22 protein-coding genes are annotated in these 25,486 nt (G+C 77.4%); 10 read left to right on the forward strand and 12 right to left on the reverse strand.

All coding sequences use genetic code 11. The features are described from left to right. The first annotated feature begins 292 nt into the window (after positions 1–292). Positions 293–1,258 carry a CAP domain-containing protein gene (locus CP974_RS27350; RefSeq protein WP_051839135.1) on the forward strand — a complete coding sequence of 322 codons (966 nt, stop codon included), beginning with the start codon at positions 293–295 and terminating at the stop codon, positions 1,256–1,258. Between the two features lie 15 nt (positions 1,259–1,273). Here the strand turns inward: CP974_RS27350 and CP974_RS27355 are convergent, their stop codons facing one another. Next, a complete protein-coding gene (locus CP974_RS27355) occupies positions 1,274–3,070 on the reverse strand; it encodes a sigma-70 family RNA polymerase sigma factor (RefSeq protein WP_031129640.1) in 1,797 nt (598 codons plus the stop codon). Positions 3,071–3,291: 221 nt separating this feature from the next. Here CP974_RS27355 and CP974_RS27360 point away from each other — a divergent pair, with 221 nt between their 5' ends. Then, on the forward strand, positions 3,292–3,984 hold the full coding sequence (locus CP974_RS27360; RefSeq protein ID WP_031129641.1) for an SGNH/GDSL hydrolase family protein: 693 nt from the start codon (positions 3,292–3,294) through the stop codon (positions 3,982–3,984). Here the strand turns inward: CP974_RS27360 and CP974_RS27365 are convergent. Then, the gene (locus CP974_RS27365) at positions 3,950–4,705 is read right to left on the reverse strand and encodes a peptidoglycan recognition protein family protein (protein WP_031129642.1); all 756 of its coding nucleotides are present in this window, start codon (positions 4,703–4,705) and stop codon (positions 3,950–3,952) included. The genes CP974_RS27360 and CP974_RS27365 overlap by 35 nt on opposite strands. A 342-nt stretch (positions 4,706–5,047) precedes the next feature. On the opposite strand from CP974_RS27365, the gene CP974_RS27370 reads away from it, so the two are divergent. After that, positions 5,048–6,499 (forward strand): WGR domain-containing protein, encoded by a 1,452-nt coding sequence (locus CP974_RS27370; RefSeq protein ID WP_031129643.1) that lies wholly within the window; start codon positions 5,048–5,050, stop codon positions 6,497–6,499. Between the two features lie 14 nt (positions 6,500–6,513). Continuing rightward, complete coding sequence (locus tag CP974_RS27375; protein ID WP_223844593.1) at positions 6,514–6,990, forward strand: hypothetical protein; 477 nt, start codon at positions 6,514–6,516, stop codon at positions 6,988–6,990. 162 nt (positions 6,991–7,152) lie between these two features. Here CP974_RS27375 and CP974_RS27380 read toward each other — a convergent pair whose 3' ends face one another. Further along, positions 7,153–7,575, reverse strand: a complete 423-nt coding sequence (locus CP974_RS27380; RefSeq protein WP_031129645.1) for a DUF350 domain-containing protein — start codon at positions 7,573–7,575, stop codon at positions 7,153–7,155. Positions 7,576–7,987: 412 nt separating this feature from the next. Between CP974_RS27380 and CP974_RS27385 the strand changes: the two genes are divergently transcribed. Next, positions 7,988–8,653 carry an NADPH-dependent FMN reductase gene (locus CP974_RS27385; RefSeq protein WP_037939958.1) on the forward strand — a complete coding sequence of 222 codons (666 nt, stop codon included), beginning with the start codon at positions 7,988–7,990 and terminating at the stop codon, positions 8,651–8,653. A 4-nt stretch (positions 8,654–8,657) separates the two neighbouring features. Here the strand turns inward: CP974_RS27385 and CP974_RS27390 are convergent, their stop codons facing one another. Further along, positions 8,658–9,944 carry an aromatic acid exporter family protein gene (locus CP974_RS27390; RefSeq protein WP_051840105.1) on the reverse strand — a complete coding sequence of 429 codons (1,287 nt, stop codon included), beginning with the start codon at positions 9,942–9,944 and terminating at the stop codon, positions 8,658–8,660. 163 nt (positions 9,945–10,107) lie between these two features. Here CP974_RS27390 and CP974_RS27395 point away from each other — a divergent pair, with 163 nt between their 5' ends. Next, a complete protein-coding gene (locus CP974_RS27395; protein ID WP_051840100.1) occupies positions 10,108–10,755 on the forward strand; it encodes a DUF488 domain-containing protein in 648 nt (215 codons plus the stop codon). Between the two features lie 226 nt (positions 10,756–10,981). On the opposite strand, the gene CP974_RS27400 is transcribed toward CP974_RS27395, so the two are convergent. From CP974_RS27400 to CP974_RS27415, 4 genes are all read right to left on the reverse strand, one after another. Next, on the reverse strand, positions 10,982–12,040 hold the full coding sequence (locus CP974_RS27400; protein WP_031129591.1) for a glucose 1-dehydrogenase: 1,059 nt from the start codon (positions 12,038–12,040) through the stop codon (positions 10,982–10,984). Between the two features lie 410 nt (positions 12,041–12,450). Next, a complete protein-coding gene (locus CP974_RS27405) occupies positions 12,451–12,726 on the reverse strand; it encodes a hypothetical protein (RefSeq protein ID WP_051839120.1) in 276 nt (91 codons plus the stop codon). Continuing rightward, positions 12,723–13,136 carry a DUF1622 domain-containing protein gene (locus CP974_RS27410; protein ID WP_373276768.1) on the reverse strand — a complete coding sequence of 138 codons (414 nt, stop codon included), beginning with the start codon at positions 13,134–13,136 and terminating at the stop codon, positions 12,723–12,725. Before CP974_RS27410 ends, CP974_RS27405 begins: the two co-directional genes overlap by 4 nt. 171 nt (positions 13,137–13,307) lie before the next feature. After that, on the reverse strand, positions 13,308–13,877 hold the full coding sequence (locus CP974_RS27415) for a gluconokinase (protein WP_051839121.1): 570 nt from the start codon (positions 13,875–13,877) through the stop codon (positions 13,308–13,310). A 226-nt stretch (positions 13,878–14,103) separates the two neighbouring features. On the opposite strand from CP974_RS27415, the gene CP974_RS27420 reads away from it, so the two are divergent. Beyond that, positions 14,104–14,967: a rhomboid family intramembrane serine protease gene (locus CP974_RS27420; RefSeq protein ID WP_051839122.1), complete on the forward strand. Its 864-nt coding sequence runs from the start codon at positions 14,104–14,106 to the stop codon at positions 14,965–14,967. A gap of 458 nt (positions 14,968–15,425) precedes the next feature. Next, positions 15,426–16,685, forward strand: a complete 1,260-nt coding sequence (locus CP974_RS27425; RefSeq protein WP_085921626.1) for an MFS transporter — start codon at positions 15,426–15,428, stop codon at positions 16,683–16,685. Positions 16,686–16,719: 34 nt separating this feature from the next. Here the strand turns inward: CP974_RS27425 and CP974_RS27430 are convergent, their stop codons facing one another. Continuing rightward, positions 16,720–17,763, reverse strand: a complete 1,044-nt coding sequence (locus tag CP974_RS27430; RefSeq protein WP_031129600.1) for a TerC family protein — start codon at positions 17,761–17,763, stop codon at positions 16,720–16,722. 138 nt (positions 17,764–17,901) lie between these two features. Continuing rightward, entirely contained in the window at positions 17,902–18,453 is a 552-nt protein-coding gene (locus CP974_RS27435; RefSeq protein ID WP_223844592.1) for a universal stress protein, read from the reverse strand. A 182-nt stretch (positions 18,454–18,635) separates the two neighbouring features. Here CP974_RS27435 and CP974_RS27440 point away from each other — a divergent pair, with 182 nt between their 5' ends. Continuing rightward, positions 18,636–18,953, forward strand: coding sequence for a helix-turn-helix transcriptional regulator (locus tag CP974_RS27440; RefSeq protein ID WP_031129603.1), 318 nt, complete (start codon positions 18,636–18,638; stop codon positions 18,951–18,953). 175 nt (positions 18,954–19,128) lie between these two features. Here CP974_RS27440 and fdhF read toward each other — a convergent pair whose 3' ends face one another. Beyond that, positions 19,129–21,969 carry a formate dehydrogenase subunit alpha gene (gene fdhF / locus CP974_RS27445; protein ID WP_078915424.1) on the reverse strand — a complete coding sequence of 947 codons (2,841 nt, stop codon included), beginning with the start codon at positions 21,967–21,969 and terminating at the stop codon, positions 19,129–19,131. After that, on the reverse strand, positions 21,966–23,642 hold the full coding sequence (locus CP974_RS27450) for an NAD(P)H-dependent oxidoreductase subunit E (protein ID WP_031129605.1): 1,677 nt from the start codon (positions 23,640–23,642) through the stop codon (positions 21,966–21,968). The genes fdhF and CP974_RS27450 overlap by 4 nt, the downstream gene beginning before the upstream one ends. A gap of 509 nt (positions 23,643–24,151) precedes the next feature. Between CP974_RS27450 and CP974_RS27455 the strand changes: the two genes are divergently transcribed. Next, positions 24,152–25,222, forward strand: a complete 1,071-nt coding sequence (locus CP974_RS27455; RefSeq protein WP_031129606.1) for a zinc-dependent alcohol dehydrogenase family protein — start codon at positions 24,152–24,154, stop codon at positions 25,220–25,222. Positions 25,223–25,486 lie beyond the last annotated feature (264 nt).

Below are 25,486 nucleotides of genomic sequence, written 5' to 3' on the forward strand. Positions count from 1 at the left end.
GCACCGTCCCTCGCCGGCCCCTCCGCCGCGCCCTCCGCGCGACCGGCGGGCGGACCCGCCCTCCACGCGACCGTCGGGCAGACCGGCGCGCCGCCGCCCCGGCCCTCCGCCGCGGGCGTACGCCACCCGCGTGAGCGGCCGTCCCCGGCGCCGCGGACCGCAGCCGACCGGGCGTCCGGTGAGCGTTCCCGGGAAACTTCCGCGGAAAGTGTTGTCGCCGCAGCCGCGCCCGATCTCCTGTTCGCCGGACCACAGCCGGCGTCCGTGCAGGAGAGCAGAGAGCGGAGTTCCCGTGCAGCACCACCCCCACGACCCCCAGGACCACCCCGGCCGCCCGCGCAGGGACGGCAGCGGACAGACCGAGACCGCCCGCCACGGCAGGCGCCGCAGGGCCAAGGGCCGCGGCGCCGCCACCGCGTCGCAGCGCCGTCACGCGCGGCGGCGCTGGACCTACCAGGGCATAGGCACCGTCGTCGCCGGCACGGTGGCCGTCGCCGCCGTGGCGGCCGGTACGTACCTCCTCGGCGGCCCCGAGGACGAGAACGGCTCCCTCGCCACCCGCACGGTCGCCCCCGTGCCCGTCCCCCTCCCCGGTGACGCCGCCACGAACCCCACCACCACGGCCCCCACTCCGACGGGCACGCCCACCCCCCGGCCCTCCGCGTCCCCGTCGCCCTCGGCGAGCACCGGCGCGGCGCCCTCCGGCTCCCCGGCCCCCGCGCCCTCCAGGCCCGCCACCGCGTCGCCCGCGAGGAGCGCCACGGCGCCCGGCAAGCGGCCGACGGCCGGCCAGGACGCCCCCGCCACGCGCGAGGGCTCCACGGAGTCGTACCGCGGCGGCACCTCCGGGACCGGGGGCACCGGCGGCGGCGCCTCCGGTGACGTCCAGCGCGTCGTCGAACTCGCCAACGCGGAGCGCGCCAAGGCGGGCTGTCCCGCCCTGCGGATCGACGGCCTCCTGCAGAAGGCCGCTCAGGGCCACGCCGACGACATGGCCGCCCGCGACTACTACGACCACACCACCCCCGAGGGGCGCAGCCCCGGTGACCGCATCGACGCGGTCGGCTACCGCTGGAGCACGTGGGCCGAGAACATCCACCGCGGCCCCGCCGACCCGGCGACGGCCGTGCGCGACTGGATGAAGTCCCCCGGCCACCGGGCCAACATCCTCAACTGCGCGTTCCGCGACATCGGCGTCGGGGTGAACACGCGCTCCAACGGCCCCTGGTGGGTGCAGAAGTTCGGCGCCTCCGCCTGACGCGCGTACGGCGGCTCACGCCGGGCCGGCCAGGGTCTGCACCCACACGGTGCCCTCCGGTCCCGGCACCGCCGCCACGCCCGTGTCCCGGTAGTGGCAGCCGAGCATGTTCTCCTGGTGGATCGAGCCGTCCATCCAGTCGCCCACCACCACCGCCGGGTCGCGGGGCCCCCGGTGCAGGTTCTCCGCCCACGCGCCCGCCCGGTACCCGGCCTCGGCCATCCGCGCGTCCGCGTTGCGGCCCTCCGGGTCGGCGTGGTCGAAGTAGCCCCGCGCCGCCATGTCGCGCGCGTGGGCACGGGCCGCCGCGGTCAGCCGGGCGTCGAGGCGCAGCGGGGCGCAGCCCGCCTCCGCTCGCCGGGCGTTCACCAGCTCCGTCAGCCGCTGCGCCGTGCTCGGCGCGGCCGTCCGCGTCGCCGTCGGGGACGGCGCCGCGGGCATGGAGGGGGACGGGGACGGCGGCGGTGCGGTGGGCGACGGGGAGGGCGAGGGCGTACGGGACGGGGACGGCGGCGCCGCCGGCGACACGGGCGCCGCGTGTCCCCGGGCCGGCGGCCCGTCCGGTACGGGCGCGGGCGCCTCGGGCGCCGCCGGCCACAGGGCGGCCAGCAGCGCCCCGCCGACGACGGCGCCCCCGACCGCCGCGGGCACCCGCCACCGCGCCGCCCCTCCGGCGCCGTGCGCACCGGCCCCCGATGCCCCGGACGCGGCGGGCCCGGAGACCCCCGATGCCCCGGACGTGCCGGTACCTGCGGCCCCCGCGCCCGATGCCCCGGGCGTACCGGCTCCAGAGGCCCCGGGCCCCACGGCCCCGGGCATACCGGTCCCGGAGGACCCCGCCCCGGCCGGCACCGAGCCCGCCGCGGCCGGCACCGAGTCCGCCCCGGCCTGCACCGAGTCCGCCGCGTCCGCCACACCGGCGTCCGCCCCCGTACCGGCGGCCCCGGCACCGTCCGCCCCGGACGCCCCGTCCGGCACCCCCGCGGCCGTCGCGGCCACCGCCATCCCGCCGCCGGCCGCGCCGGCTCCGCCGGGCACCCGCGGGAAGCCCGCCAGCGGGACGACCAGCGCCAGACCGGCCAGCAGACCCTCGGCCGGTATCAGGTCCGCCCAGTGCCCGCCGCAGGCCCGGCAGCCCCGCGCGTGGCGCGCCACCCGCTTGCGCCACACCGGGGCCGGGCGCCCGTCCCAGTCCTCCGTCAGCCGGGCCAGCGCACCGCACCGGGGCGTCGCGGACAGGGCGCGCACCACCCCACGGCCCGTCTCCAGCTGGGCCTTCATCCGCTGCACCCGCACCGCCGCGTGCCGCGCGGGCACGCCCAGCGCCTCGGCCAGCTCCGCGCGCGTGAGCCGGCCCGACGCCTCCTGCCACCACAGCGACAGCAGTGCCCGGTCGTCCTCGTCCAGCCACCGGGTCGCCTCCGCCACCTCCCGCCGCTGCCCGGACAGTCCCAGCCGCAGGATCGTCAGGTCCACGAAGTCACCCGCCGGGTCGGGCCGCTCCACCACCCGCTCCAGCGGGGCGGTGGGCGCCTGCTGGCGGTCGTTCCAGCGGCGGCGTATCTGGTTCATCGCGATGGCGACCAGCCACGACCGGAACCTGGACGGCTCGCGTAGCCCGCCCAGCCCGTCCAGCGCGCGGAACATCGTGTCCTGCACCACGTCGTCGACGTCCGCGTGCCCGTCCAGCGCCCGCCCCACCACGTTGTAGACCAGCGGCAGGTAGTCCTCCACGAGCCGCTCGCGCGCCCGGCCGTCACCCGCCCGCGCCGCGGTCACCAGCTCCGGAGTGTGCTCGCTGTCCCTGTGCATGCCTGCCTCGCCCGTCGTTGCGTGGGTCCTGTCGTCAGGGAGATCCGGCGGCGCGGCCCCGACAACAGAAATCAGCGGGACAGTACGCACTCCGGCCCGTTCGCCGAAACTTTCGAACCGCGGCGGGCCGCACCGGCCCTTGCCGAGCCCGGAGGGCGGAACCTACGTTCCACGTGAAACCGTCCAGGTCCGGGCCAAGGCCCCCGGCTTCCGGAGCGCGCATGCCCCTGAACGTCCCCGCCGGTTCGCATCTGCTCTTCCAGGGCGACTCCCTCACCGACAGCGGCCGCGACCGGGGCCGGGACCCCGGCGGCGGCCCGGAGCGCGCCGACGCCAACGCGTCCCTCGGCCACGGCTACGTGTACCTGGTCGCCGCCCGCGCCGCCGCCAGGGCGCCCGGCCACCGCTGGCGGTTCACCAACCGGGGCGTGAGCGGCGACGGGATCGCCGACCTCGCCGCCCGCTGGCGGACGGACACCCTGGAGCAGACCCCCGACGTCCTGTCGGTCCTCGTCGGCGTCAACGACGCCCGCCGCGTGGTGGAGGGCGACTGCTGGGACATCGACGCCGACCGCTTCCGCGAGGCCTACGACGAGCTGCTCGCCCGCACGCGCCGGGCCCTGCCCGCCACGCGCCTCCTGCTCTGCGAGCCCTTCTGCCTCCCGGCCGGCCGGGACCCCGACTTCGACGCCGCCCTCGCCGCGCAGGTGCAGACGCGCCAGAAGGCGGTCGCCGACCTCGCCGCCGCCCACCGCGCGGAGCTCGTACGCCTCCAGCCGGTCTTCGACGAGGCGCTGCGGCGCGCCCCCGCCGCCCACTGGAGCCATGACGGCGTGCACCCCACCCCCGCCGGGCACCAGCTGCTCGCCGACGCGTGGGTCAGCGCCGTTGCAGCCGGGCCGCACGCGCGCTGATGTCGGGCAGCTTGGCGTACAGCGCCGCGCCGGGGCAGCGGGTGGGGTAGCCGTCCATGTGGCCGCTGACGACGGGCAGCACGGCCGTCGTGCCCTCCTCGAAGCGCGACTCGTCGCTGGTGGAGACGAGCGTCACCGTGCCGCGTGGATCGGCACCCTCGGGGTCCAGCTTCCAGGCGACCAGCCGGGCGATCGCGTCGAGCATCGGCTCGGGCACCTCGGCGCCCTCGGCGAACGTGCCGATCGCGGCGATCCCGACGGTGCCCTCGTTCAGCCCCTTGGTGTGGGCGCCGACGACCGCCCGGTCGACGCCGCCCGCCCGGCCCTCGTAGATGGTGCCGCAGGCGTCGACCAGGAAGTTGTAGCCGATGTCGTCCCAGTCCCGGCCGTGGGCGTGGCCCGCGTACACGTCGCGCAGCGTCGCGGGGACGCTCGCGCACGCGTAGCCGTTGGGGGTGCTCGTGTGGTGGATGACGGCGGCCCGCACGGCGGGGGCGTACCGGGCGGCGGGCGCGGTCGACACGGCTTCCGCGTGCCAGGCCGCACGGGGCACGATGGCCGGCCGCGGCCCCTGGTGGCGGGCCGAGCGGGGTGGCGGCGCGCCGCGCGGCGCGTCCTCCCGCGAGCCGGGCGGGCCGACGACGAGGCTCGTCGCGACGAGCGTGCCGAGCACGGACAGCGACGCGACGGCGCGGGCCCTGCGGGTCTGCGGCAGCCGCATGCTCCCCGCCTCCTCCGCGTCGAACCGCCGCGCGGCCGTGGTCCTTCACCTCGTCGCCCCATCGTCACCGCCCGCGCCGCCCGCCGCCCGCCGGAGTGCTCCGAACGGGGCGGCGGCCACCCCGGCGGCGCACGGCGCCCGAGCGGGCGCACGCGGTCGGTGCGGACGGGCGGGCGGCGGTCGTCAGCCCGGAGCGCGGTCGCGGCGCGGTCGCCGCCGGCGGCCCCGGGGCTCCTGCGGACACCCGGTCCGGGGCGCGATGTCAGTGCGGCGTCCTACGGTTTTCCCAGTGGGACCGGCGGGACAGGCCGCGGGTCCGCCCTGGGGAGGGGTCTGTCAGCCATGTCCGCAGCCGTGTCCACCGAGACGACGTACCTGGAGCTGTCGCAGGACGGAGGGGGCGCCCACAAGTTCTACGAGGTGACCGTCGACGGCCAGGTGGTGACGGTGCGGTACGGACGGATCGGCGCCGCCGGCCAGACCCAGACCTCGACGTTCGCGACGGTCGAGAAGGCCCGCGCCGCCGCCGCCCGGAAGGTGGGGGAGAAGGTGCGCAAGGGCTACGCCCCGGCCGTCCCCGGACAGCGCGCCCCCCGCGCGGTGACCCGCCGCCAGGTGGCGTCCGCCCCGTCGACGGCCCGCGCGGTCGCGCCGGTGCTGTGGCGGTTCCGCACCGGGTCGGCGGCGTTCGGCATCCACGTGGACGACGACCGCTGCTGGGTCGGCAACCAGGCGGGCGACGTCTACACCCTGGACCACGACGGCGCCGTCCTCGCCCGCTTCAACCTCCCGGACGGGGTGAAGTGCCTGGTCGCGGACGACTTCTGGATCTACGCGGGCTGTGACGACGGCCGGGTGTACGACCTGTCGTCGAAGCTGCCCTTCGCGGCGTACGACATCTCGGCGGACGTCGACATCTTCTGGCTCGACATCCACGAGGGCGTGCTGAACGTGTCGGACCGCGCCGGCCGGCTCACCGTCATCGACCACGAGGACGAGCACCAGTGGGCCCGCCGCAGCCAGGGCGAGCACGCCTGGATGGTCCGTGCCGACGACCGCGCCGTCTACCACGGCCACCATCGGGGCGTGACGGCGTACGCGCCCGAAGGCGGCGGCGAACTGTGGCACACGCAGACGCGGGGCGCCGTCCTCTTCGGCTGGCAGGAGGACACGGCCGTGTACGCGGGCACGGCCCACCGCGTCGTGCAGCGGCTCTCCAAGGACGACGGCCGGATCGAGGCGACGTACGCCTGCGACAGCCCGGTCTACTCGTGCGCCACGTCGCCCGGCGGGCGGTTCGTCTTCGCCGGCGACTCCGCGTCGTCCGTGTACTGCTTCGACCGGAACGGCACGCGGCTGTGGAAGCTCGGCACGGGCGGCGGCTCGGCCCTGTCGATGCAGTACCGCGACGAGCGGCTCTACCTGGTGACGACGGACGGCTCGCTGGTCTGCGTGGACGCGAGCGAGGCGGCGATCGAGGCCGCCCAGCGCGGCTCGGTCCCGGTGGCGCGGGACGTCAAGCTCGCCGCGGCCCTGCCCACGTACGCGCCGGCGACCGCAGCCGCCTCCGTCGCGACGGTCGTGGACGTCCCGGCCGGCTCCGTCGTCGTGGAATGCGTCCGGGAGTCCGGCCGGCTGCGGGTCCACGTCGTGTCGGAGGGGTACGAGCCGTCGTGGAACGTGCAGTTCCCGCGCGCGATACGGGAGCCCGGCGCGCGGTACGTGGTGGACGCGCTGCACGCCGCCGCGGGCGGCTTCTACCGGGTGCGCGGCGACATCAGGCGCCTGCGGTGAGCGGGGCGGGCGCCGTGTTCGAACCCGCGACGGGGGACGGGCCACCCGGCCCCGACCCCGTGGCGGACCCGGCGGCGGCCGAGCGGCGCGCGGCCGAGGTGCGGGTGGCGTACGAGGGGCTGCTCCAGATCCGGCGGCTCACCACCGCCGGGGGCGGCGACCCGGCGGCCGCGCCGGCCGCGTGGGAGCGCGGACAGCCCGTCAGGGCGGTCGCCCTGGCATTGGAGGCCGCCGGCGTCCCGCCGTCCGCGCTCGGCGCCGACGGAGGGCGGGCCGCCACCGGGTACCGCGTCAGTCCCGGTGAGCGCCCCGGTCAGGTGCGGGTCGAGTGGCTGGGCCCGCCCGGCGGCGGCGCCGCGCAGGACGAGGAGGCGGCCCTGTCCCGGTGCGCGCGGGTGCTGGAGCGCCTGGGCTGGGAGGCCCTGCTGTACCGGGGCCCGCGACGCCGCCGGTTCCTGGAGGTCGAGCCGATACCCGCCCCGACGACCTGACCCGCGACCCGCCGGGTGCCGGGTGGTGCCCGCCTGGTGTCCGGCTCCGAGTCCGCGGGCGCCGCCGCCGCGCCGTCGCCGTGCCGTTTCGGCGCACGGGACGCCCCTGCGGTTCCGCTCGGCCCGTGGGCCCCGGCGGCACCGGCGGCGGAGAGGGAGGACTCAGGCGATGGACGCCGACACGATCGCGGACACCGCGATGTTGCAGGAGGCGGTCACCCACACCGCAGGGTGCGGTTCCGGATGGACCAGCAGCGCTCCCAGGCGGCCCGGCGTGAGCCAGTCCACCACCACGAACGCCACCGCCATCATCACCAGCCCCAGCAGCCCGAAGACGGCGGTCGACACCAGGCCCTTGCCGAAGTCGTCGTACGTCGACCAGATGGAGGTGAAGACGATCCCGCCGATGCCCAGCAGCGCCGAGCTCAGCAGCAGGGCGCCGTTGCGGTTGCGCTCCTCCCATATGAGGCGCCGGAGGCTGCCGGGTGTCAGCACGTCCATCAGCACGATGCCGAGGATCAGCAGGACCAGTCCGAGGCCGCCGTAAGAGGCGGCACGGCCGAGTCCGTTGACAATGTCGATCATGGTGAGCCGGCTCTCCGTCGCAGAAGGGGGTGATGAGTGATCACGGTCAAGGCGACGCAAAATGTAGCGCACGGGCCCGAGCCCCCGGCCGGCCCCGCCCCCGCTCCCCGCCCCGATCCCCGGCCCGTTCCACGCCCCGTTCCCCGTCCCGTCCCCCGCCCCCGGCCACTTCGCGCCCCCGTCCGCCCGTCCCGCAGGGGGACCGTCCTTGCCCCGTATGGCCCTCCGGCCGGGCGCGCCACGACACCGGCCGCGCACAGTGGAACGGGCGCCGCCCCACCGCGCCCGTTCCCCCGCGCCCGGCCCCGGCGCCGCTGTACGCGGCGGCCGGTCCCGGACGGGCGCCGCACCACGGCGCCGGACCGCCGGCCCGCGGCCGGGAAGCGCGACCAGGAGGAGAGGCCCGCACGCCATGAGCAGCACGAACGACCGCCGGCCGACGTCGTTCCTCGTCATGACCGGCTCCCGGCGGGCCGACTCGTACAACACGAAGCTGGCCCGGCTGGCCGTGGAGGCGGTCGACGCCAACGGGGCGTCCTCCGCCCTCGCCTCCGTCCGGGACTTCGAGGTGCCGGACTACGACGGTGACACCGAGCGGACCGACGGCGTCCCGCCCGGCGCCCGGCGGTTCCGGGACCGGCTCCGCGCCGTGGACGCCCTCGTCATCGCCTCGCCCGAGTACAACGCCTCCGTGCCCGGGGTCCTGAAGAACCTGATCGACTGGACGTCCCGCCTGCGCCCGCAGCCCTTCAACGAGCTGCAGGCGCTGCTGCTGTCCGCGTCGCCGTCCATGGTCGGCGGCAACCGCGGCCTGTGGGCCCTGCGCGTCCCGCTGGAGCACCTGGGCGCCCGCGTCTACCCGGACATGTTCTCCCTGGCGGCCGCCCACTCCCAGCTCGACGCGGACGGCCGCATCGCGGACGAGACCCTCCGGAGGCGCTTCGAGACGAACATCGTCAACTTCATGAACCTCGTCGAGGCCACCACGCACTACCCGTGCGTCAAGAAGGCCTGGGTCGAGTACCTCGGGGAGCGCCCCGACCCCGCCTTCGACCGCACCCAGGCCGAGACGGGCTGACCCCTCAGCCGTCACCCGTGCCCGAGCCCCTTCCGGAGCCCCTTCCGGCGCCCGGTCCCGAGCCCGCTCCCAAGGGCCCGCCCCGGCCGGTGCCCGGGCCCTCGCCCGAGCCGCGGCCCCCGCCGTCCGGGCCGCCGTGCGGCGGCTCCTCCAGCAGCAGCCGTACGGCCCGGTGGGCATCCACCAGCAGCGAGCCGTACAGGCCCATCCACTCCGGGTCGGCGGTGCCGCGGTCCGCGAGCAGCCGGTGCAGGTCCCCGTGCGCGGCCTCGGCGTCCGCGACCGCCCGCCGCAGCCGGGACCGCGCGGGCCCGGAGTCCTCCTCGACGACCCGGCGGTACGCCTCCAGGGCCGCCGCGGCCCGCTCCAGCAGCGCGCCGTACCGCACCGCCACGTCGTCCTCCGGACGCGGCCTGACCGCGCCGTCGTCGGCGGCCTCCATCAGGGTGTGGGTCAGGTCGCGCGTGTAACGGGCCACCTCCTCCAGGACGTACAGGGCGTGGGCGTACGGGCCGCCGTGCCGCAGCAGATGCGCCCGGCCCGGCGCGGCCGGGTTGAGACGGGTGCTCTCCTCGGTCCTGGCGAGCGCGCTGCGCGCCCCACCCACCAGTTCGACGGCCCGCCTCGCCTGCTCGTCCCACTCGCGGGCGTCGCCGTGGTCCCAGGACCCGCCGCCCAGCCCGCGGGCGACGGAGGAGAGGCACGCGGAGACGGCGCCTGAGGCGGTACGCAGGGCGTTGCGGCTGTCCCGCAGGTAGACCGGGGGCCGGACCAGCAGGTTGACGGCGACACCGACGGCCGCGCCCAGCCCGGTCTCCAGCAGCCGCGCGACCCCCTGCTCGACGCCGGAGTCACCGGTGGTGAGGGTGAACAGGGCGGCGGTGGCCCCGTAGACGCCCTGATCGCCGAGTCGCCGCCAGTTGCCGAGGAGCAGGACGACCGGCAGCACCAGCGCCATCGCGAGTGTCGGGTCGCCGAGCGCCGTCCCCGCGGCGGTCGCCAGGGTGGTGCCCAGGGCGATGGCGGCGAGCTGCTCCAGGCTCTCCGTGAGCGACCGGTACACCGTGGACCGTACGAGGGCGACCGCCGCCCACGGGGCGATGAACGCCATCGGGGCGTGCAGCACCCGGCTCGCGACGATCCACGCGACCAGGGCGGCCAGCGCGGCCTTCAGCGACTGGGCGGCCAGGTCGCGCTCGCGGCCCGGTCCGGCGCAGGCACGCCGTACCGCGCCCGCCACCGACCGGGCCTCGGCGCGCAGCGCCTCGAGGGGATGCGGGGTCTTGGCCATCCCGTGCGCGTGCCACGAGGACCGCGCCCGCACACCTCCCGCTTCCCGCGCATCACGTCCGCAGCGCGACCCGGGGCCCGGACGCCGGGCGCGACTCGGACCCGGGCCGCCCCGGGGTTCGTGCCGGGCTGCGCTCCTCACCGCCGCCCGGCAGGCTGGAGGGATGGACGCCAGGCTGGTCACGTTCGGGCACGGCACCGCGCCGCGGGAGCGCATCGTGGAGCTGCTGCGGGGCGCGGACGTGCGCACGCTGGTCGACGTGCGCACCGCGCCGGGCAGCCGCCGCGACCCGGAGGTCGCCCGGGGCCGGCTCTCCGAGTGGCTGCCGCAGAGCGGGGTGGCCTACCGGTGGGAGCCGGACCTCGGCGGGTTCCGCAAGCCGCCCGCCGGCAGTCCGGACGTCGTCTGGCGCAACACCTCCTTCCGGGGCTACGCGGCCCACACGCGCACGCCCGCCTTCGTCGCGGCCATGGACCGGCTGCTCGGCGAGGCGGAGGCGGAGGCGGAGGACGGGGACGGGGACGGGGACGGGGATGGGGGCGCGGGCGGGGCCGGGGCCGGGCGTACGGCGGTGATGTGCGGCGAGACGGTGTGGTGGCGCTGCCACCGGCGGCTCATCGCCGACTTCGCGGTCCTGGCCAGGGGCGTGCCCACCGCGCACCTGATGCACGACGGGCGGCTGACGCCGCACACTCCGACGCCCGGCGTACGGCTGCGGGACGACGGGCTGCTCGTCTACGACGACATCGCCGCGGCCGACCGGAAAGCGGCCACGCGAACGGCGCCCACCCGGAAGGGGCCCACGCGGTAGGGCCGTGCCCGCGGTGGGCGCGCACGGAGGACGCCCACCCGGAAGGCACCCACCCGGCCCCGGGAGGAGCGAGTCCACCCGGGAACGCCCGGCCCGGCCGCCCGGCCCCCCGCCCGGCCCGGCCGCCCGGCCCCCGCCCGGCCCGGCCGCCTGGCCCCCCGCTCAGCCCGGCCGCCCGGCCCCGCACCCCCGGCCCCGACCGGGGCGGCCTCTCCGCGACGCGCCGTCAGCCGGCGCCGTCCAGGGTGATGACGACCTTCACGTCGTCCTCCCGCGCGTCTAAGGCCTCCCGGTACCCCTCCAGCGGCACCCGCCGGGTGATCAGGCGCTCCAGCCACGCCCCGTCGGCCCGCGCCAGCACGGCGGCGGCCTGCCGGTAGTGGTCGACGTTGGCGTTCACGGAGCCGACGACCACGTCGTTCTCCAGGACCAGACCCCGGTTGGCGGCGCCCGCGTCCACGGTGATGTGCCGCCCCGCCGGCGACACACCGGTCAGGCAGACCACCCCGTACGGCCGGGTCCCCGAGACGGCGGCGAACACCACCCGCGCCGCCCCGGTCGCCTCGATCACCACGTCGGGCCGCACGGCGTCCAGCACGTCCTCGGCGTCGCCGCTGTGGTACTCCGCGCCGAGCGCCCGGACGAGCGCCGGCTTCGGGCCCCGCTCGACACGGTCCAGCACGTGGGTCTCCAAGCCCCGCTCCACGCCGATCAGCGCGGCGAGCAGCCCGATCGGCCCGGCTCCGGTCACGACGACGCGGCGCGGCTCGAACCAGGAACGCGCCCCCACCAGGTCCACCTGCTGCCACGCCTTGGCGACCACGGAGGCCGGCTCCAGCAGCGTGCCCACCGGTTCGAGGCGCGGGTCGAGCGCCACGGCGTAGTCGTGCTCCACGGTCCAGTACCCGGCGCCGTAGCCGTCCAGTTCCTTGATGCCCCGCTCGCGGTAGCGGCCGTTGCGGCACATGTCGAAAAGGCCGCGCGCGCACGCCCCGCACGGCTCGGGGTCCGGCCGGCGGACCACGCCGACGACGAGGTCGCCGGGGGAGAAGCCGCTGCCGGGCGGCGCCTCCTCCACCCGCCCCAGCGACTCGTGCCCGGCGACCATCCAGTCGCGCCCCGCGGGCGGGGTGCCGTAGTGGCCCCCGGCGATCTCCCGGTCGGTACCGCACACCCCGAGCGCCACCCCTCTGACCAGCAGCTCCGCATCGGCGGGTACGGGTGTGCCGAGCTCCCGCACCTCCGTCGAGGGCTCCGGGCCGGGCCGGACCGTCAGCGCGCGCATGGGCCATCACTCCGTTCTCCTCCGCGCGGGGCACCCCGTCCGGTGCCACCGCTCCAGCCGAACCGCGTACGGGCCGCGGACCACGGGCCGAACCCGCGACCCCGCGCACCGCCCCGCCCGCACCGCACACCACCCCGCAGCCCGCCCCCCACAGGAGGCCGACCGCGTCCCGGACCGGCGCGGCCCGGAACCCCCCGAACCGACGCGACCCGCACCGAACCGCGCCGCGCCCGGTCCTCCCACCGCGCCCCGGAGCGCCGCCCCGCCCCCGTCCGACGCGACCGCCCCGCCCTCGTCCGACGCGACCGCCCCGGCCCGGGCCCCGCACCACGGTCCGGAACCCCGGTAGCGGGAACCGCACGGATCGCGCCCCGGCCACGGCCCTCGACACACCCGCCTACCGCACCCGCCTACCGCACCCACGGCCGCGCCCCGGGGGCGGACCCGGACCGCGACGGCGTCAGCCCGAAAGTGATCAGGTGCCGTAGCGCGATCACGGCGGCGGCCGTGAGGACGCCGTTCCACGAGAGGTCCCCGGAGAGCCGGACCAGCCCGGCGGCCGTCAGGAAGTCGAGCAGCACCGCCAGGGCGCGGCGGGCGTCGCCCACCATCCGGTACGCGGCCGGCGCGGCGACCAGCCCGGCGGCGGTGACCAGCAGCGCGGCGCCCTGCGCCCAGGGGATCACGTCGGCATCCCCTCCGCGGGGCGCCGCCCCTCCGGTGCCTCGCCGCGCGCGAGCTCGGCCCGCTCCTGCGCGATCTCCCGGCCCAGGAAGTAGTTGAGCGCGGTACGGATGGCGGCGATGGCCGCGAGTTGCCCGATCTCGGTGAAGCTGGGCGCGACCGCCGTGCGCAGCACGTCCCCCGCGAGCTGGAACTCCAGGCCGAGCACGAGGAAGCGCCCGAGGCTGAGCCGGATCCGGTTGAAGCCGGCCACCCGGCCGCGACCCTTCAGCCCGGCCTTGGCGAACTGGACGAACGCCCAGGCCGCGCCCAGGAAGATGACCAGCGCCCCGGCGAACTCGACGAGCCGGACCATCAGCCCGATGACGTCGCTCAGGGTCGACTCGGGCAGCAGCTCCACCGACATGATCATGGCACCCGGGTACCCCCCGACGTCCGGGCCGATGCCCGGATGCGGCCACCCGGCCCACGCCCCCCGACCCGGCACGCCGTACCCCCTCCGGACGCCGCCCGCGGCCCGGATACCCGCCCGCGGCCCGGCCGCCGCCCCCACCCGGACGGCTCGCTCCGAGCTCCGGACGCCTCACTCCGGAGCCTCGGGCCCCGGCCCGCGCCCCTCTCCCGCCGCTCCCGGCGAGTGGCGCTGGCGCACCGCGCGGAGCGCCAGCGCCACCGTCTCCTCGGGCGTGCCCTCGACGGAGACGGCGGCGCCGTGCTCGTCAGGCGCCAGTGGCTCCAGGGCGGCGACCTGCGAGCGCAACAGGGCGGGCGGCATGAAGTGGCCCCGCCGGGCGGCCATGCGGCCGGCGATCAGCTCGACCGGGCCGTGCAGGTGGACGAAGAAGACGCGGGGCGACACGGCGGCGAGCCGGTCCCGGTACCGCCGCTTCAGCCCCGAGCAGGCGACCACGCCGCCACCGCCGTCCTGGAGCCGCCCGCCGAGCCAGGCGGCGACCCGGTCCAGCCAGGGCTCCCGGTCCCGGTCCGTCAGAGGCGCCCCGGCTTCCATCTTCGCGATGTTCTCCGGAGGATGGAGGTCGTCGCCCTCCTCGTACGGCACACCCAGCCGGCCCGCCAGGGCCCGGCCGACCGTGGACTTGCCCGATCCGGAGACCCCCGTGACGACCACCAGCGGCCTTGCGCGGTCCGGCATGCTCCCCTCCCGTTCGATGTCGGCGCCCGGCCCGTGCCGGGTACCCGTCCGGAGCGGCCGCCACCCCTGGCACCGGTACGGTCGCCGAAGCCGTGGCCGGTGCGACCGGCTCGGCCGGTCCGGAACGGCGCCCCGCCGTGGCCGCACGCCCCCGGCACACCCGGCACGGTGACGCCCCGCCTCCGCCGCCCTGATTCACGCACGTGTGCCCGGGCAGGGTTCCCCTGTGGTCATTCCCGTTCATGATGTGAACCCCTCGCGGCGGACCCCCTGGGTGACGTACGTGCTGATCGCGGTCAACGTCGCCGTCTTCCTGCGCACTCCGGGCATGGCCGGGTCCCTCGCGGGCGAGGGCGGGCTGGCGCAGTGGTGCCGGCTGGAGTCGTTCCTGGACCAGTGGGCGGCCGTGCCGCGCGAGCTGATCCAAGGCCGCCTCCCCGAGCTGGTGCCGACCGGCCAGACCGGGGTGGGACCCGCCGGGCCGGGCTGTGTGGTGGCACCGCCCGACTACGAGAAGTCGCCGCCGCTGTCCGCCCTCACGGCGATGTTCCTGCACGGCGGCTGGCTCCACCTGCTCGGCAACATGCTCTTCCTCTGGGTGTTCGGCGACAACGTCGAGGACCGTCTCGGCAAGGTGCGCTACCTGCTGTTCTACGTCCTGTGCGGCTACGCGGCCACGTACGGCTTCGCCCTGGTGGACCCCGACTCGGCCACGCCCCTCATCGGCGCGTCGGGCGCCGTGGCCGGGGTGCTCGGGGCGTATCTGGTGCTCTACCCCAAGGTGCGGGTGTGGGTGCTGGTGCCGTTCCTGATCATGCTGCCGCTGCGCCTGCCCGCCTGGTCGGTGCTGGGGCTGTGGTTCGTGCTCCAGGCCGTGTACTCGTACGGGGCGGGCGTCTCGCAGGCGGGCAGCGTGGCGTACCTGGCCCATGTCGTCGGCTTCGCGGTCGGCATGCTCTGCGCCTGGCCGCTGCGCCGGGGCACCCCGCCGCCCCCGGAGCCGGGCGGAGCGCTGTGGGGCCGCGACGCGCGGCCCGGACCGGTCTGGCCGGGATACCCACCGGACCGCCGCCCCGGCCCAGGGCGGTGACCCCCGTCCCGCCGGTGCGGCGCCCCGCCCCCGCCCGGCGGGCCCCGGCAACGGAACGGCGGGGCGGCAGCGCGCCCCGGGTCCCCCGGTGCAGAGCAGTGCCCGCGGCGCCGGACACCACGGTGCGCCCCGCCGTACGGGGCCGGCCGTGCGGCGGCCCGCGCCCGCCCGGTCGGCGGTGCCCCGGTAGCGGCGGCTAACGTGGCGCCGACGCCCCGACCCGGCGGGGCCGGCCCGGCGGCACCGGGCCGTACCCCCGTATCCCCGTACCCCTGCACCACCGCACCACCGCCGGCGCCGCGCCCCGCACACGGCCTGGCACCGATCCCGCACGGGTCCCGGTGCCGTACCCCGCCCCGACCGCCCCGACCGCCCCGTCCGACAGCCCCCTAGACCGCCCCACCGCCCCGTCCGACCGCCCCGCCCGGTCACCGTCCAGCAGCACAGAGAGAACCGCCGTGACCCGCACGACCACCGCCGCCGCGGGGATATCGCCCCGTCCCGAGGTGCAGCGCCGCATCCTCACCGTCCTGGTCGCCGGCCAGATCCTCAGCGGCGCGGGTCTCGCCGCCGGCGTCACCGTCGGCGCCCTGCTCGCGCAGGACATGCTCGGCTCCACCAGCCTCGCCGGACTGCCGAGCGCCCTGTTCACCGCCGGCTCGGCGCTCGCCGCCGTGGCCGTCGGCCGCGTCTCCCAGGCCCGCGGGCGCCGTCCCGGCCTCGCCGCCGGATACCTCACCGGCGCCGTAGGCTCGGCCGGCGTCCTCGCCGCCGCCGTCCTCGGCCGGCCGGTCCTGCTGTTCGTCGCCCTCTTCGTCTACGGGGCGGGCACCGCCACCAACCTCCAGGCGCGCTACGCCGGAGCCGACCTCGCCGCCCCCGCCCACCGCGGCCGAGCCGTCTCCACCGTCCTGGTCGCCACCACTGTCGGCGGTGTCGCGGGACCCAACCTCGCCGCCCCCACCGGCCACCTCGCCGAGGCCCTCGGCATCCCGCATCTCGCCGGGCCGTTCATCCTGGCCGGCCTCGCCTACGCGCTGGCCGCGCTCGTCCTCGCGGTGTGGCTGCGGCCCGACCCGCTGCTCCTGGCCCGCACCCTCGCCGAGGAGGAGGAGGCCGCCGCTGCCGCCGGCGCGGCCGCCGCCGACCCCGCGGACCTCCCGGAAGGCCGCGGCGGGGTGGCCCTGGGCGGTCTCGTCATGGTGCTCAGCCAGCTCGTCATGGTCGCGATCATGACGATGACCCCCGTGCACATGCACGGCCACGGCCATGGCACCGCCGCCTCCGGTCTGGTCATCGCCGTCCACATCGGCGCCATGTACCTGCCCTCGCCGCTGACCGGCCGGCTCGTCGACCGCCACGGCCGGTTGAAGGTCGCCGCGGCCTCCGGCCTGACGCTCCTCGCCTCGGGGACCGTCGCCGCCCTGGCGCCGGGCGACTCCGTCCCCCTCCTCGCCCTCGCCCTGGCCCTGCTGGGACTGGGCTGGAACTTCGGCCTGGTGGCCGGCACCGCGATCATCACCGACAACGTCCCGCTCGCCACCCGCGCCAGGACGCAGGGGCTCGTCGACGTCGCGGTCGCCGTCGCCGGTGCCACCGGCGGTATGGCCTCCGGGATCGTGGTCGCCGCCACCGGCTACCCCGTCCTGGCCCTCGCGGGCGGCGTCCTCTCCCTCGCCCTCCTGCCCGTGGTCGCCGCCGCCCGCCGCCGGCCGTGAAGCCGGCCGCGGAGCGGGGGAACCCCCCGGCGGGTCAGGGGGTGTCCTCGTCGCGCGGGGCGGGTCGGGGCGCGGTGGCGGGCGGGGTGGTGCCCGACGTGCCGCCCTGCCCGGCGGGCTCGGCCGGCCGGCCGTCGCCGCCGGGGGGAGCGCCGCGGGTGGCGAGGAGGGACCAGACGATGGAGACGGTGATGGTGACGGCGATGAAGCCCAGCGTGAGGGGGATGGGGAGCTTGCCGACGGGGGTCTCCGACAGGATGAGCTTGACGCCGGCGAAGGCGAGGAGGACCGCCAGGCCGTAGTGGAGGTAGGCGAAGCGGCGCAGGAGCCCGGCCAGGCAGAAGTACAGGCTGCGCAGGCCGAGGACGGCGAAGGCGTTGGCGGTCCACACCAGGAAGGTGTTGGTGGTGATCGCCAGGACGGCGGCGACGGAGTCGACGGCGAACACCAGGTCGGTGGCCTCGATCGCGACCAGCGCCACGAACAGCAGGGTCGCCACCCGCCGGCCGTCGACGCGGATGAAGAACCGGTCGCCGTGGTAGGCCGAGTCGGTCGGGATGATCCTCCTGACGACGCGGACGACCGGATTGCGGTCGGGGTGGACCTCCGCGTCCTTGGAGACGGCCATCTTCCATCCCGTGTAGATCAGGAACGCGCCGAACACGTAGGCGGTCCAGAAGAAGACCTCCAGCAGTTCGACGCCGACGAAGATGAACACCAGCCGTGCGCCGAGCGCTCCGATGACGCCCCAGAAGAGGACCTTGTGCTGGTAGGCGTCGGGGACGGCGAAGAAGGAGAAGACCAGCGCGAAGACGAAGACGTTGTCGATCGACAGGGCCTTCTCGATCAGATAGCCGGCGTAGTAGGTGGAGGCGGTCTCGCCGCCCTGCCACACCAGCAGGATCAGGCCGAAGCCGAGGCCGATGGCGATCCACAGGGCGCTCCACCAGGCGGCCTCCCGGAAGCCGATGACATGGCTGTCGCGGTGGGCGATCAGATCGACGGCGAGCATCACGGCGATGCCCGCGGTCACCGCGCCCCACACCCAGAGCGGGACGGCGAACGACACGGAATCCATGGTGGACCGGCTTTCTCGTGGAGGGGGAGGAGAAGGGGGAGGGGGTGAGCGGGTGCGGGGAGGGGCCGGGCGCGCCGGTGGCGGGCCAGGCCCGGCGGGTCACCCGGCCTTCACCCCACCGGCCGTACTTCCGTCCGGTCACCCGGCGGGCGCGAGCCGCAGCGGCGGCGGAACCCATCCGGCGGGCGTGACGGCGTGGACGAACGGCGCGCCGCGCAGGGCCGCGGCCTCCGCCAGGGTCCGGGCGTCCAGCCGGGGCGGGCCGCCGGTGGCGGCCACGACCACCGGGGACCGGTGGCGGGCGACCACGTCCAGCACCCCGCCCGCCGCCCGCAGCCGGGTGCCGCCGCCCGTGCCGCGGTGGGTGACGGGGAGGTACGCCAGGCCGGAGCGCCGGACCCGTGGCAGCACCCGGGCCATCACCAGGCGGGCGGCGTACTCGTCCGCCTCGGGCGTGGGCGGCGGGTGGGGGTGCTGGGGCAGGGCGACCACGATCAGCAGGGGCGCCCGGCGCGGCCCGGCCAGCCGCACCGCGGTGTCGATCACGGCGACGTCCCGCACGGAGTCCGCCAGCAGGGCGGTGACCGGCGGTGCCACGACCGGGGCGGGCGCCGCCGCGGCGATGGCGGCGGGGTCGGGGAGGGCGGCCGTCAGGGGCATCGGGGGCGACGGCGGTACCGGGGACGACATGACGGTGCTCCTCTCGGAGAGGCCGGACCTTGATGCCCGGTTATCGGAGGAATGTCTTCAGCGTCCGCGATGGCGCGAAACCCGTCAAGGGATACGCGAAAAGTTATTCGTCCGTCCCGTTTCGGGTAAGGATGGGGGAGCGGTAAGAATGGACGTGCCCATCGCCGACGAACGACGGGAGCGTGACGAGCGTGCCTCCCACCCGTGGTGACCAGTGGACGTTCCTGACCAACCACGCCCGCGTCCTGCTGCACATCGCCCGCGACCCGGACGTGCGCCTCCGGGACGTCGCCGCGTCCGTCGGCATCACCGAGCGGGCCGTGCAGCTCATCGTCGGCGACCTGGAAGCGGCCGGGTACCTGACCCGCACCCGCGTCGGCCGCCGCAACCGGTACACCATCGACCCGACCGTGGCCCTGCGCCACCCCGCCGAGGCCGACCACCCCGTCGGGGACCTCCTCGGCGCCTTCCTGCACCGCGAGGACGCCCCGGCCCCGTAGCCCGCCGGCCCCGGCGCCCCGCGCGCACGGGCACCCCCGCGTCCTCGCGGTGCCGGGCCCCGAAGCCGCGTGCACGGCCGCGTACGCGGTACCACCGGGCGGGGCGCCGAGCCGGCCGAGGCGCGGGGCCGGCGTGCCGAGGCGCGGAGCCGCGTGCCGGGTGGCCGGAGCCGCTTCACGGCGCGGACACGCGGACCGCGGTCACCTTGTACTCGGGGCACGAGGTGACCGTGTCCGCGTGGTGCGAGGTGAGGCGGTTGACGCCGCTCGCCGGGAAGTGGAAGGCGCAGAAGACCTGGCCGGGCGCCGTCTCCTCGCCGATCCGGGCGACGAGCCGCGCCCTTCCGTGCCGGCTCTCCACGACCACCGGCGCGCCGTCCCGCAGACCGTACCGGTCGGCGTCCTCGGGGTGGACGTCGAGGAAGTCGGCCGGGCCGAGCGCGAGGCCGTCGCCGCGCCGCGTCATGCTGCCCGAGTTGTAGTGGGCCCAGCGCCGGCCGGTGACCAGGACCAGCGGGTAGCCGTCGTCGGGGGCCTCCCCGGGCGGCAGGTAGGGCGCCGCGGCCAGGTGGGCCCGCCCGTCCGGCGTGGCGAACCCCCTCCCGTACAGCTTCGCCTCGCCCGGAGCGCCGGGGTCCGGGCACGGCCAGGGGACGGCGCCCTCGCGGTCGATGCGCGCGTGGGAGAGCCCCCCGAAGAGGGGCGCGGCGAGGCGCGCGCACTCGGCGAGGGCGTCCGCGGGGGTGGCGCACCCCAGGTCGGCCCCCATCACCCGGGCGAGGGACCGCACGATGTCGAAGTCGCTGCGCGCCTCTCCCGGCGGGGGCACCGCCCGCCGCACCCGCTGGAACCTGCGGTCGAAGTTGACGAAGGTCCCCTCCTTCTCCAGCCAGGCCGCCGCCGGCAGGACGACGTCGGCGTGCCGGGCGGTCTCGGACGGGAACAGCTCGCTGCAGACGACGAACGGGCAGGCGTCCAGGGCCCGCGCCACCCGGTTCGCGTCGGGGTCGGTGGCGCGGACGTCCTCCCCGATGACCCACAGGGCCTTCAGCGTCCCGGCCCGCGCCGCCGCGAACATGCCGGGCAGCCGCAGGCCGGGCCGGGGCGGCACCGGCGCGCCCCACACCGCCTCGGCCACGGCCCGCGCCGACGGGTCGGACACCTTCGCGTAGCCGGGCAGGACGTCGGGGAGGGCTCCCATGTCGGAGGCGCCCTGGACGTTGTTCTGGCCGCGCAGCGGGTTCACCCCGTAGCCCCGGTCCGTGCCCACGGCGCCCCGCAGGATCGCCAGGTTGGCGAGGGTGCGGACCCCGTCCGTCCCGTGCCGGTGCTCGGTGACGCCGAGGCCGTAGACGATCGCGGGCCGCTCGGCCCGTCCGTACAGCCGGGCGGCGGCGACGACGTCCCCGGCCGGGACGCCGGTGATGTCCTGGACGCGCTCCGGCGGATACCCGGCCAGCAGCTCGGTGAGCTCCGGCAGCCCCGTGGCGCGTGCGCGCAGGAACGCGGTGTCGGCCAGGCCCTCGGTGAGCAGGACGTGCGCGATGCCGTGGAACAGCGCCACGTTGGTGCCCGGCCGCGGCCGCAGGTGAAGGTCGGCGTGGACGGCGAGGCCGACGGCGCGCGGGTCGGCGACGACCAGCGCGGCCCCCTCCAGGGCCCGCCGCAGCAGGCGCGCCCCCACCACCGGATGGGCCTCGACCGGGTTCGCGCCCACCACGAACAGGCAGTCCGCCCGCTCCACCCCGTCGAAGGAGTCGGTGCCCCCCGGCAGCCCGAAGGAGGCGGTGAGTCCCGCGGCCGAGGGGGAGTGGCACAGGCGGGAGCAGTTGTCCACGTTGTTGGTGCCGACGACCACCCGCATGAACTTCTGGACGAGGTAGTTCTCCTCGTTGGTGGCGCGGGCCGACGACACGGCCGCCACGGCGTCCGGGCCGCCCGCCGCGACGGCCGCGCGCAGCCCGCGGGCGACGCGCTCCAGCGCCTCGTCCCACCCGGCGGGCTCCAGCCGGCCGCCGCGCCGGACGAGCGGCCGGGTGAGCCGCTCGGGGGAGGTGAGGAAGCCGTGGGCGAAGCGCCCCTTCACGCAGGCGTGCCCGTCGTTGACGGGGCCGTCCCGTGCCGGCAGCACCGCGGTGACCCGCCCGCCGTCGGCGACGACGTCCAGGGCGCAGCCGACCCCGCAGTACCCGCACGTCGTACGCGTCGCGGTGGGGGGCGCGTACGCGGAGGTGAGCCCGGCCGCCGGCCCCGGCTGGGTGATCGCGCCGGTGGGGCAGGTGTCGACGCAGCCGCCGCACGCCACGCAGTCCGACTCGGCCCAGGGGCCGCCGGTGCCGGGGGCGACCTGCGTGTCGGCGCCCCGGCCGACGAGGGTGAGCGCGAAGGTGCCCTGCACCTCGGCGCACATCCGGACGCAGCGGCCGCAGGCGATGCACAGGTCCCGGTCGAGGTGGACGTACGGGTGGGAGTCGTCGCGGCCCCGGCCCCCGGTGCCCCGCGCGGCGTCGGGGCCTACCCCGAGCGACCGGCAGACGCGCGCCAGTTCGCTGGGGTTGTCCCCGGCCAGCGCGCGGGGCGGCAGGACCGAGGCGATGACCTCCACCGCCTCGCGGCGCAGCCGCACGAGGTCCGCGGCGGCGGTGTCCACCCGCGCGCCGGACACGGCGGGGGTCACGCAGGCGGCGGCGATCCGTCCGCCGGCGCGCACCAGGCACGTACGGCAGGAGCCGGCGGGGCCGAACCGGTCGTCCGAGCAGAGCGCCGGCAGTTCGGCCCCGGCGGCCCGCACGGCCGCGAGCAGCGAGGCGCCCGCCGGCACGGCGACGGCCGCTCCGTCGACCTCGACGTGGAGGCGGCCGCCGGGGGCGTCGGGGGCGTCGGCCGGAGTTCCCGCCGGGGGACCCGCGCTGTCGCCGTCCGGCGAGTCTCCGGGTGCGTCTGCCGGGGTGCCGTCCGGGGTGCCGGGTGCGTCTGCCGGGGTGCCGTCCGGGGCGCCGCCCGCGTCGCCGGTCATCGCGACCACCCCGCCAGCGGCTCCCCGTAAGCGCGGGCCAGGCTCCGCACGGCGGCCGGCACGCGCCGCCCGAAGGCGCACAGGCTCGCCTCGGCCAGCACGCGCGACAGCCGCTCCCACGCCCCGTCCGGCGGGGCGCCCGCCAGGGCCCACTCCAGGCCCGTGCGGGAGCCCACCCGGCACGGCGAGCAGGCGCCGCAGCTCTCCGCCGCGGCGAACTCCCACACGTGCCGCATGGCGTCGGCGGGCGCGACGGACCGGTCGAAGGCGACCAGCCCGCCGTGCCCGAGGGCGGCACCGTGCGCGTCGAGGGCGGCGGCCGTCAGCGGCACGTCGAGGTCGTCCGGGCCGAGGAAGCCGCCCAGCGGCCCGCCGACCTGGACGACGGCCGCCTCGGCACCGCCCTTGAGCCCGCCGCCCAGCTCCTCCACGATCCGGCGCACCGGCGTGCCGAGCTCGACCTCGTACGCCCCCGGCCGGGCGAACCGCTCCGACAGGCACACCAGCTTCGTACCGGTCTCACCGGGCACCCCGCGCGCCGCGTAGGCCGCGCCGCCGCGGGAGACGATCCACGGGACGGCCGCCAGGGTCTCGACGTTGTTCACCACCGTCGGCGCGTCCCACAGCCCGCGCCGGGCCGGATACGGCGGCCGGGGCCGTGCGCACCCCCGGCCGCCCTCCAGACGGGCGATCAGCGCGGTCTCCTCACCGGCCACGTAGGACCCGGCGCCCTCCACCACCCGCACCTCCAGGTCCGTGCCCGTGCCGTGCACGGACCGGCCGAAGTGCCCGTCTGCGTAGGCGCGTTCCACCGCGTCGCGCATCCGGGCCAGGGCCCGCGGGTACTCGGAGCGCACCAGCACCACGCCCCGGCGCGCCCCGCAGGCGAAGCAGGCGAGCGCGAGACCCTCCAGCACCCGCCCGGCGGCCGACTCCATGAGCAGCCGGTCGGCGTACGAACCGGGGTCCCCCTCGTCGCCGTTGGCCACCACCACCGTTCCGGGCGCCCCGCCGGCCGCCTCCCACTTCGCCGCGACCGGGTAGCCGGCGCCGCCCCGCCCCCGCAGCCCGGACACCGCCACCTCGCGCCGCACGTCCTCGGGGGCGCCCGCCGCCACCGCCGCGGGCCAGACCCGCCAGGCGGGTTCGCCGGCCACCGGGCCGCTCAGCAGGACGGGATCACCGGTTCCGTCGGCCGCGGGCACGTCCGGCGCGCGCGGCGGCTCCCGCCCGGACAGCTGGGCGGCCAGGGTCGGGCCGGTGCGGGCGGCGTCGCCGTCGAGCGCCGCCGGGCCCGCGTAGCAGTACCCGAGGCACCGCACCCCCTGCGCCGACGTCCCGCCGTCCGCCGACACGGAGTCCACCACGACGCCCAGCGCCTCCTCGACATCGGACGGCGGCCGTCCGCCGCGGGCGCAGAAGCAGGCCGCCGCCGTGCACACCCGGACGTGGCGCCGGCCGCGCGGGGCGGCGAGGTCCGCGTAGTACCCGGCGGGCCCGAGCCCGGAGGCGGCGGGCAGGCCCAGGCCCCGCGCCACCTCGGGGGCCCAGGCCCCGGGCCGGTCGGGGGTGTGCGACCGGGCCCCGGCGAGCGCCTCGATCAGCCGGTCCCCGGGACGTCCGCGCCGGCCCGCGAGGGCGCGGAAGGCGTCGCGGGGGCCCGGGTGGTCCACGGGAGCCCTGCGTCCATGGTGGCGGCGGCGCGACGGACCCGCATCCCGGCCGCGGCAGGAGCGCCGGCCGCACCGCCCACGAGGCCGCACCGGCCGCATCGCCCCCGGGCCGTACCGGCCGCCTGACGCCCGGGCCGTACCGGCCGCAAAGCGTGTCCCCGGCGTGCCCGGCAGGGTCGTACCGGCCGCATCGCCCCCGGGCCGTACCGGCCGCCTGACGCCCGGGCCGTACCGGCCGCACGGCGTGTCCCCGGCGTGCCCAGCAGGCCGTACCGGCCGCATCGCCCGCGAGGCCCCCGGCAGCGGGGGGGGCGTGCCCCCACGGGGCCGTACCGGCCGGGGCGCGCGGCCCACCGGACCGGACCGCCGCCGGGTGCCTCTCGTACGGGCCGGTGCGGCGCCCGGCGGGGACCGGGCGGCCCGCTCCGGGGGCCGACCGGCCCAGGCGGCCTCCGCCCGGTGGAGCGACGCTGGTAAGGAGACAGCGAGCCATGCGAAAGGACGTCGTCATGAAGGCTCTGGTCTTCGAAGGCCCCGGACGGACCTCCTGGCAGGACGTCCCCGATCCGGGCATCAAGGACGCCGCGGACGCGGTGGTGCGCGTGGACGCCGTGACGATCTGCGGCACCGACCTGCACATCGTCAAGGGCGACGTGCCCGAGGTGGCCCCCGGCACGGTCCTCGGTCACGAGGCGGTGGGGGAGGTCGTGGAGGTCGGCGGCGACGTGCGGACGGTGCGGCCCGGCGACCGCGTGCTGGTCTCCTGCATCGCGGCGTGCGGCCGCTGCCGCTTCTGCCGGGAGAACCGGTACGGCCAGTGCCGCGGCGGGGGCGGCTGGACGCTCGGTCACCTGATCGACGGAACGCAGGCCGAGTATGTGCGCGTGCCCTTCGCGGACCTGTCGGTGCACCCGCTGCCCGCGGGCGTGACCAGCGAGGACGCCGTGCTCCTGGCGGACATCTTCCCGACCGCGTACGAGGTGGGCGTCCTCAACGGGCGGGTCGGCCCCGGGGACACCGTGGTCGTCGTGGGCGCCGGGCCCATCGGCCTGGCGGTCGTCGCGACCGCCAAGCTGTACTCCCCGGGCCGGATCATCGCCGTCGACCTGGCGGAGTCCCGGCTGGAGGCGGCGCGGAACGTGGGCGCCGACGCCACCGTCAGCGCCGCCGAGGACCCGGAGGCCCTGGTGGCGGACCTCACCGACGGGATCGGCGCCGACGTCGTCGTCGAGGCGGTCGGCGTCCCGGAGGCGTTCGAGCAGTGCACGCGCATGGTCCGTCCGGGCGGCCGCGTCGCGAACGTCGGCGTCCACGGCAGACCGGCCACCCTCCACCTCGAGGACCTGTGGAGCAAGGACGTCACGATCACCACCGGTCTCGTCGACACCCACTCGACCCCCCTGCTGCTGCGGATGATGGCGGCCGGGCGCCTGCCGGCCGCGTCGGCGATGGTCACCCACCGCTTCGAGCTGGGCCAGATGGAGGAGGCGTACGACGTCTTCTCGCGCGCCGCGGTGACCGGAGCGCTCAAGGTGGTGCTGGGCGGCCCCCGGCACGACGAGATCACCACGGCGGGATAGCCCCGCACCGCGCGGCGCGGCCCCCGAACCGACCCGCGCCGGGCCGTACCGGGCCGAGCCCCGCTGAGTGGTACCGGGCCCCGCCGACTCGTGCCGTGCCGTGCCGTGCCGGCGGCACCGCGCCGTGCCGGCCGTGCCGAGCCGGGCGAGGCGGGGGGCGCGGCGGCGCGGACGCACCCTCGGCTCCGGGACGGACCTGCCCCGGCGCACCGGCCGCGGCGCACCGGCCGCGGCGCACCGGCCGGGGGTACGCGGACGTGCGGA

The organism is Streptomyces fradiae ATCC 10745 = DSM 40063 (genome assembly GCF_008704425.1).
Classification (GTDB): domain Bacteria; phylum Actinomycetota; class Actinomycetes; order Streptomycetales; family Streptomycetaceae; genus Streptomyces; species Streptomyces fradiae.

Excerpts from the sequence above, each read along its gene's own strand:
- CP974_RS27355 (WP_031129640.1), bottom strand. The coding sequence starts at position 3,070 with ATGCACAGGGACAGCGAGCACACTCCGGAGCTGGTGACCGCGGCGCGG.
- CP974_RS27360 (WP_031129641.1), top strand. The coding sequence starts at position 3,292 with ATGCCCCTGAACGTCCCCGCCGGTTCGCATCTGCTCTTCCAGGGCGAC.
- CP974_RS27365 (WP_031129642.1), bottom strand. The coding sequence starts at position 4,705 with ATGCGGCTGCCGCAGACCCGCAGGGCCCGCGCCGTCGCGTCGCTGTCC.
- CP974_RS27370 (WP_031129643.1), top strand. The coding sequence starts at position 5,048 with ATGTCCGCAGCCGTGTCCACCGAGACGACGTACCTGGAGCTGTCGCAG.
- CP974_RS27380 (WP_031129645.1), bottom strand. The coding sequence starts at position 7,575 with ATGATCGACATTGTCAACGGACTCGGCCGTGCCGCCTCTTACGGCGGC.
- CP974_RS27385 (WP_037939958.1), top strand. The coding sequence starts at position 7,988 with ATGAGCAGCACGAACGACCGCCGGCCGACGTCGTTCCTCGTCATGACC.
- CP974_RS27390 (WP_051840105.1), bottom strand. The coding sequence starts at position 9,944 with ATGGCCAAGACCCCGCATCCCCTCGAGGCGCTGCGCGCCGAGGCCCGG.
- CP974_RS27395 (WP_051840100.1), top strand. The coding sequence starts at position 10,108 with ATGGACGCCAGGCTGGTCACGTTCGGGCACGGCACCGCGCCGCGGGAG.
- CP974_RS27400 (WP_031129591.1), bottom strand. The coding sequence starts at position 12,040 with ATGCGCGCGCTGACGGTCCGGCCCGGCCCGGAGCCCTCGACGGAGGTG.
- CP974_RS27410 (WP_373276768.1), bottom strand. The coding sequence starts at position 13,136 with ATGATCATGTCGGTGGAGCTGCTGCCCGAGTCGACCCTGAGCGACGTC.
- CP974_RS27415 (WP_051839121.1), bottom strand. The coding sequence starts at position 13,877 with ATGCCGGACCGCGCAAGGCCGCTGGTGGTCGTCACGGGGGTCTCCGGA.
- CP974_RS27430 (WP_031129600.1), bottom strand. The coding sequence starts at position 17,763 with ATGGATTCCGTGTCGTTCGCCGTCCCGCTCTGGGTGTGGGGCGCGGTG.
- CP974_RS27435 (WP_223844592.1), bottom strand. The coding sequence starts at position 18,453 with ATGTCGTCCCCGGTACCGCCGTCGCCCCCGATGCCCCTGACGGCCGCC.
- fdhF (WP_078915424.1), bottom strand. The coding sequence starts at position 21,969 with ATGACCGGCGACGCGGGCGGCGCCCCGGACGGCACCCCGGCAGACGCA.
- CP974_RS27455 (WP_031129606.1), top strand. The coding sequence starts at position 24,152 with ATGAAGGCTCTGGTCTTCGAAGGCCCCGGACGGACCTCCTGGCAGGAC.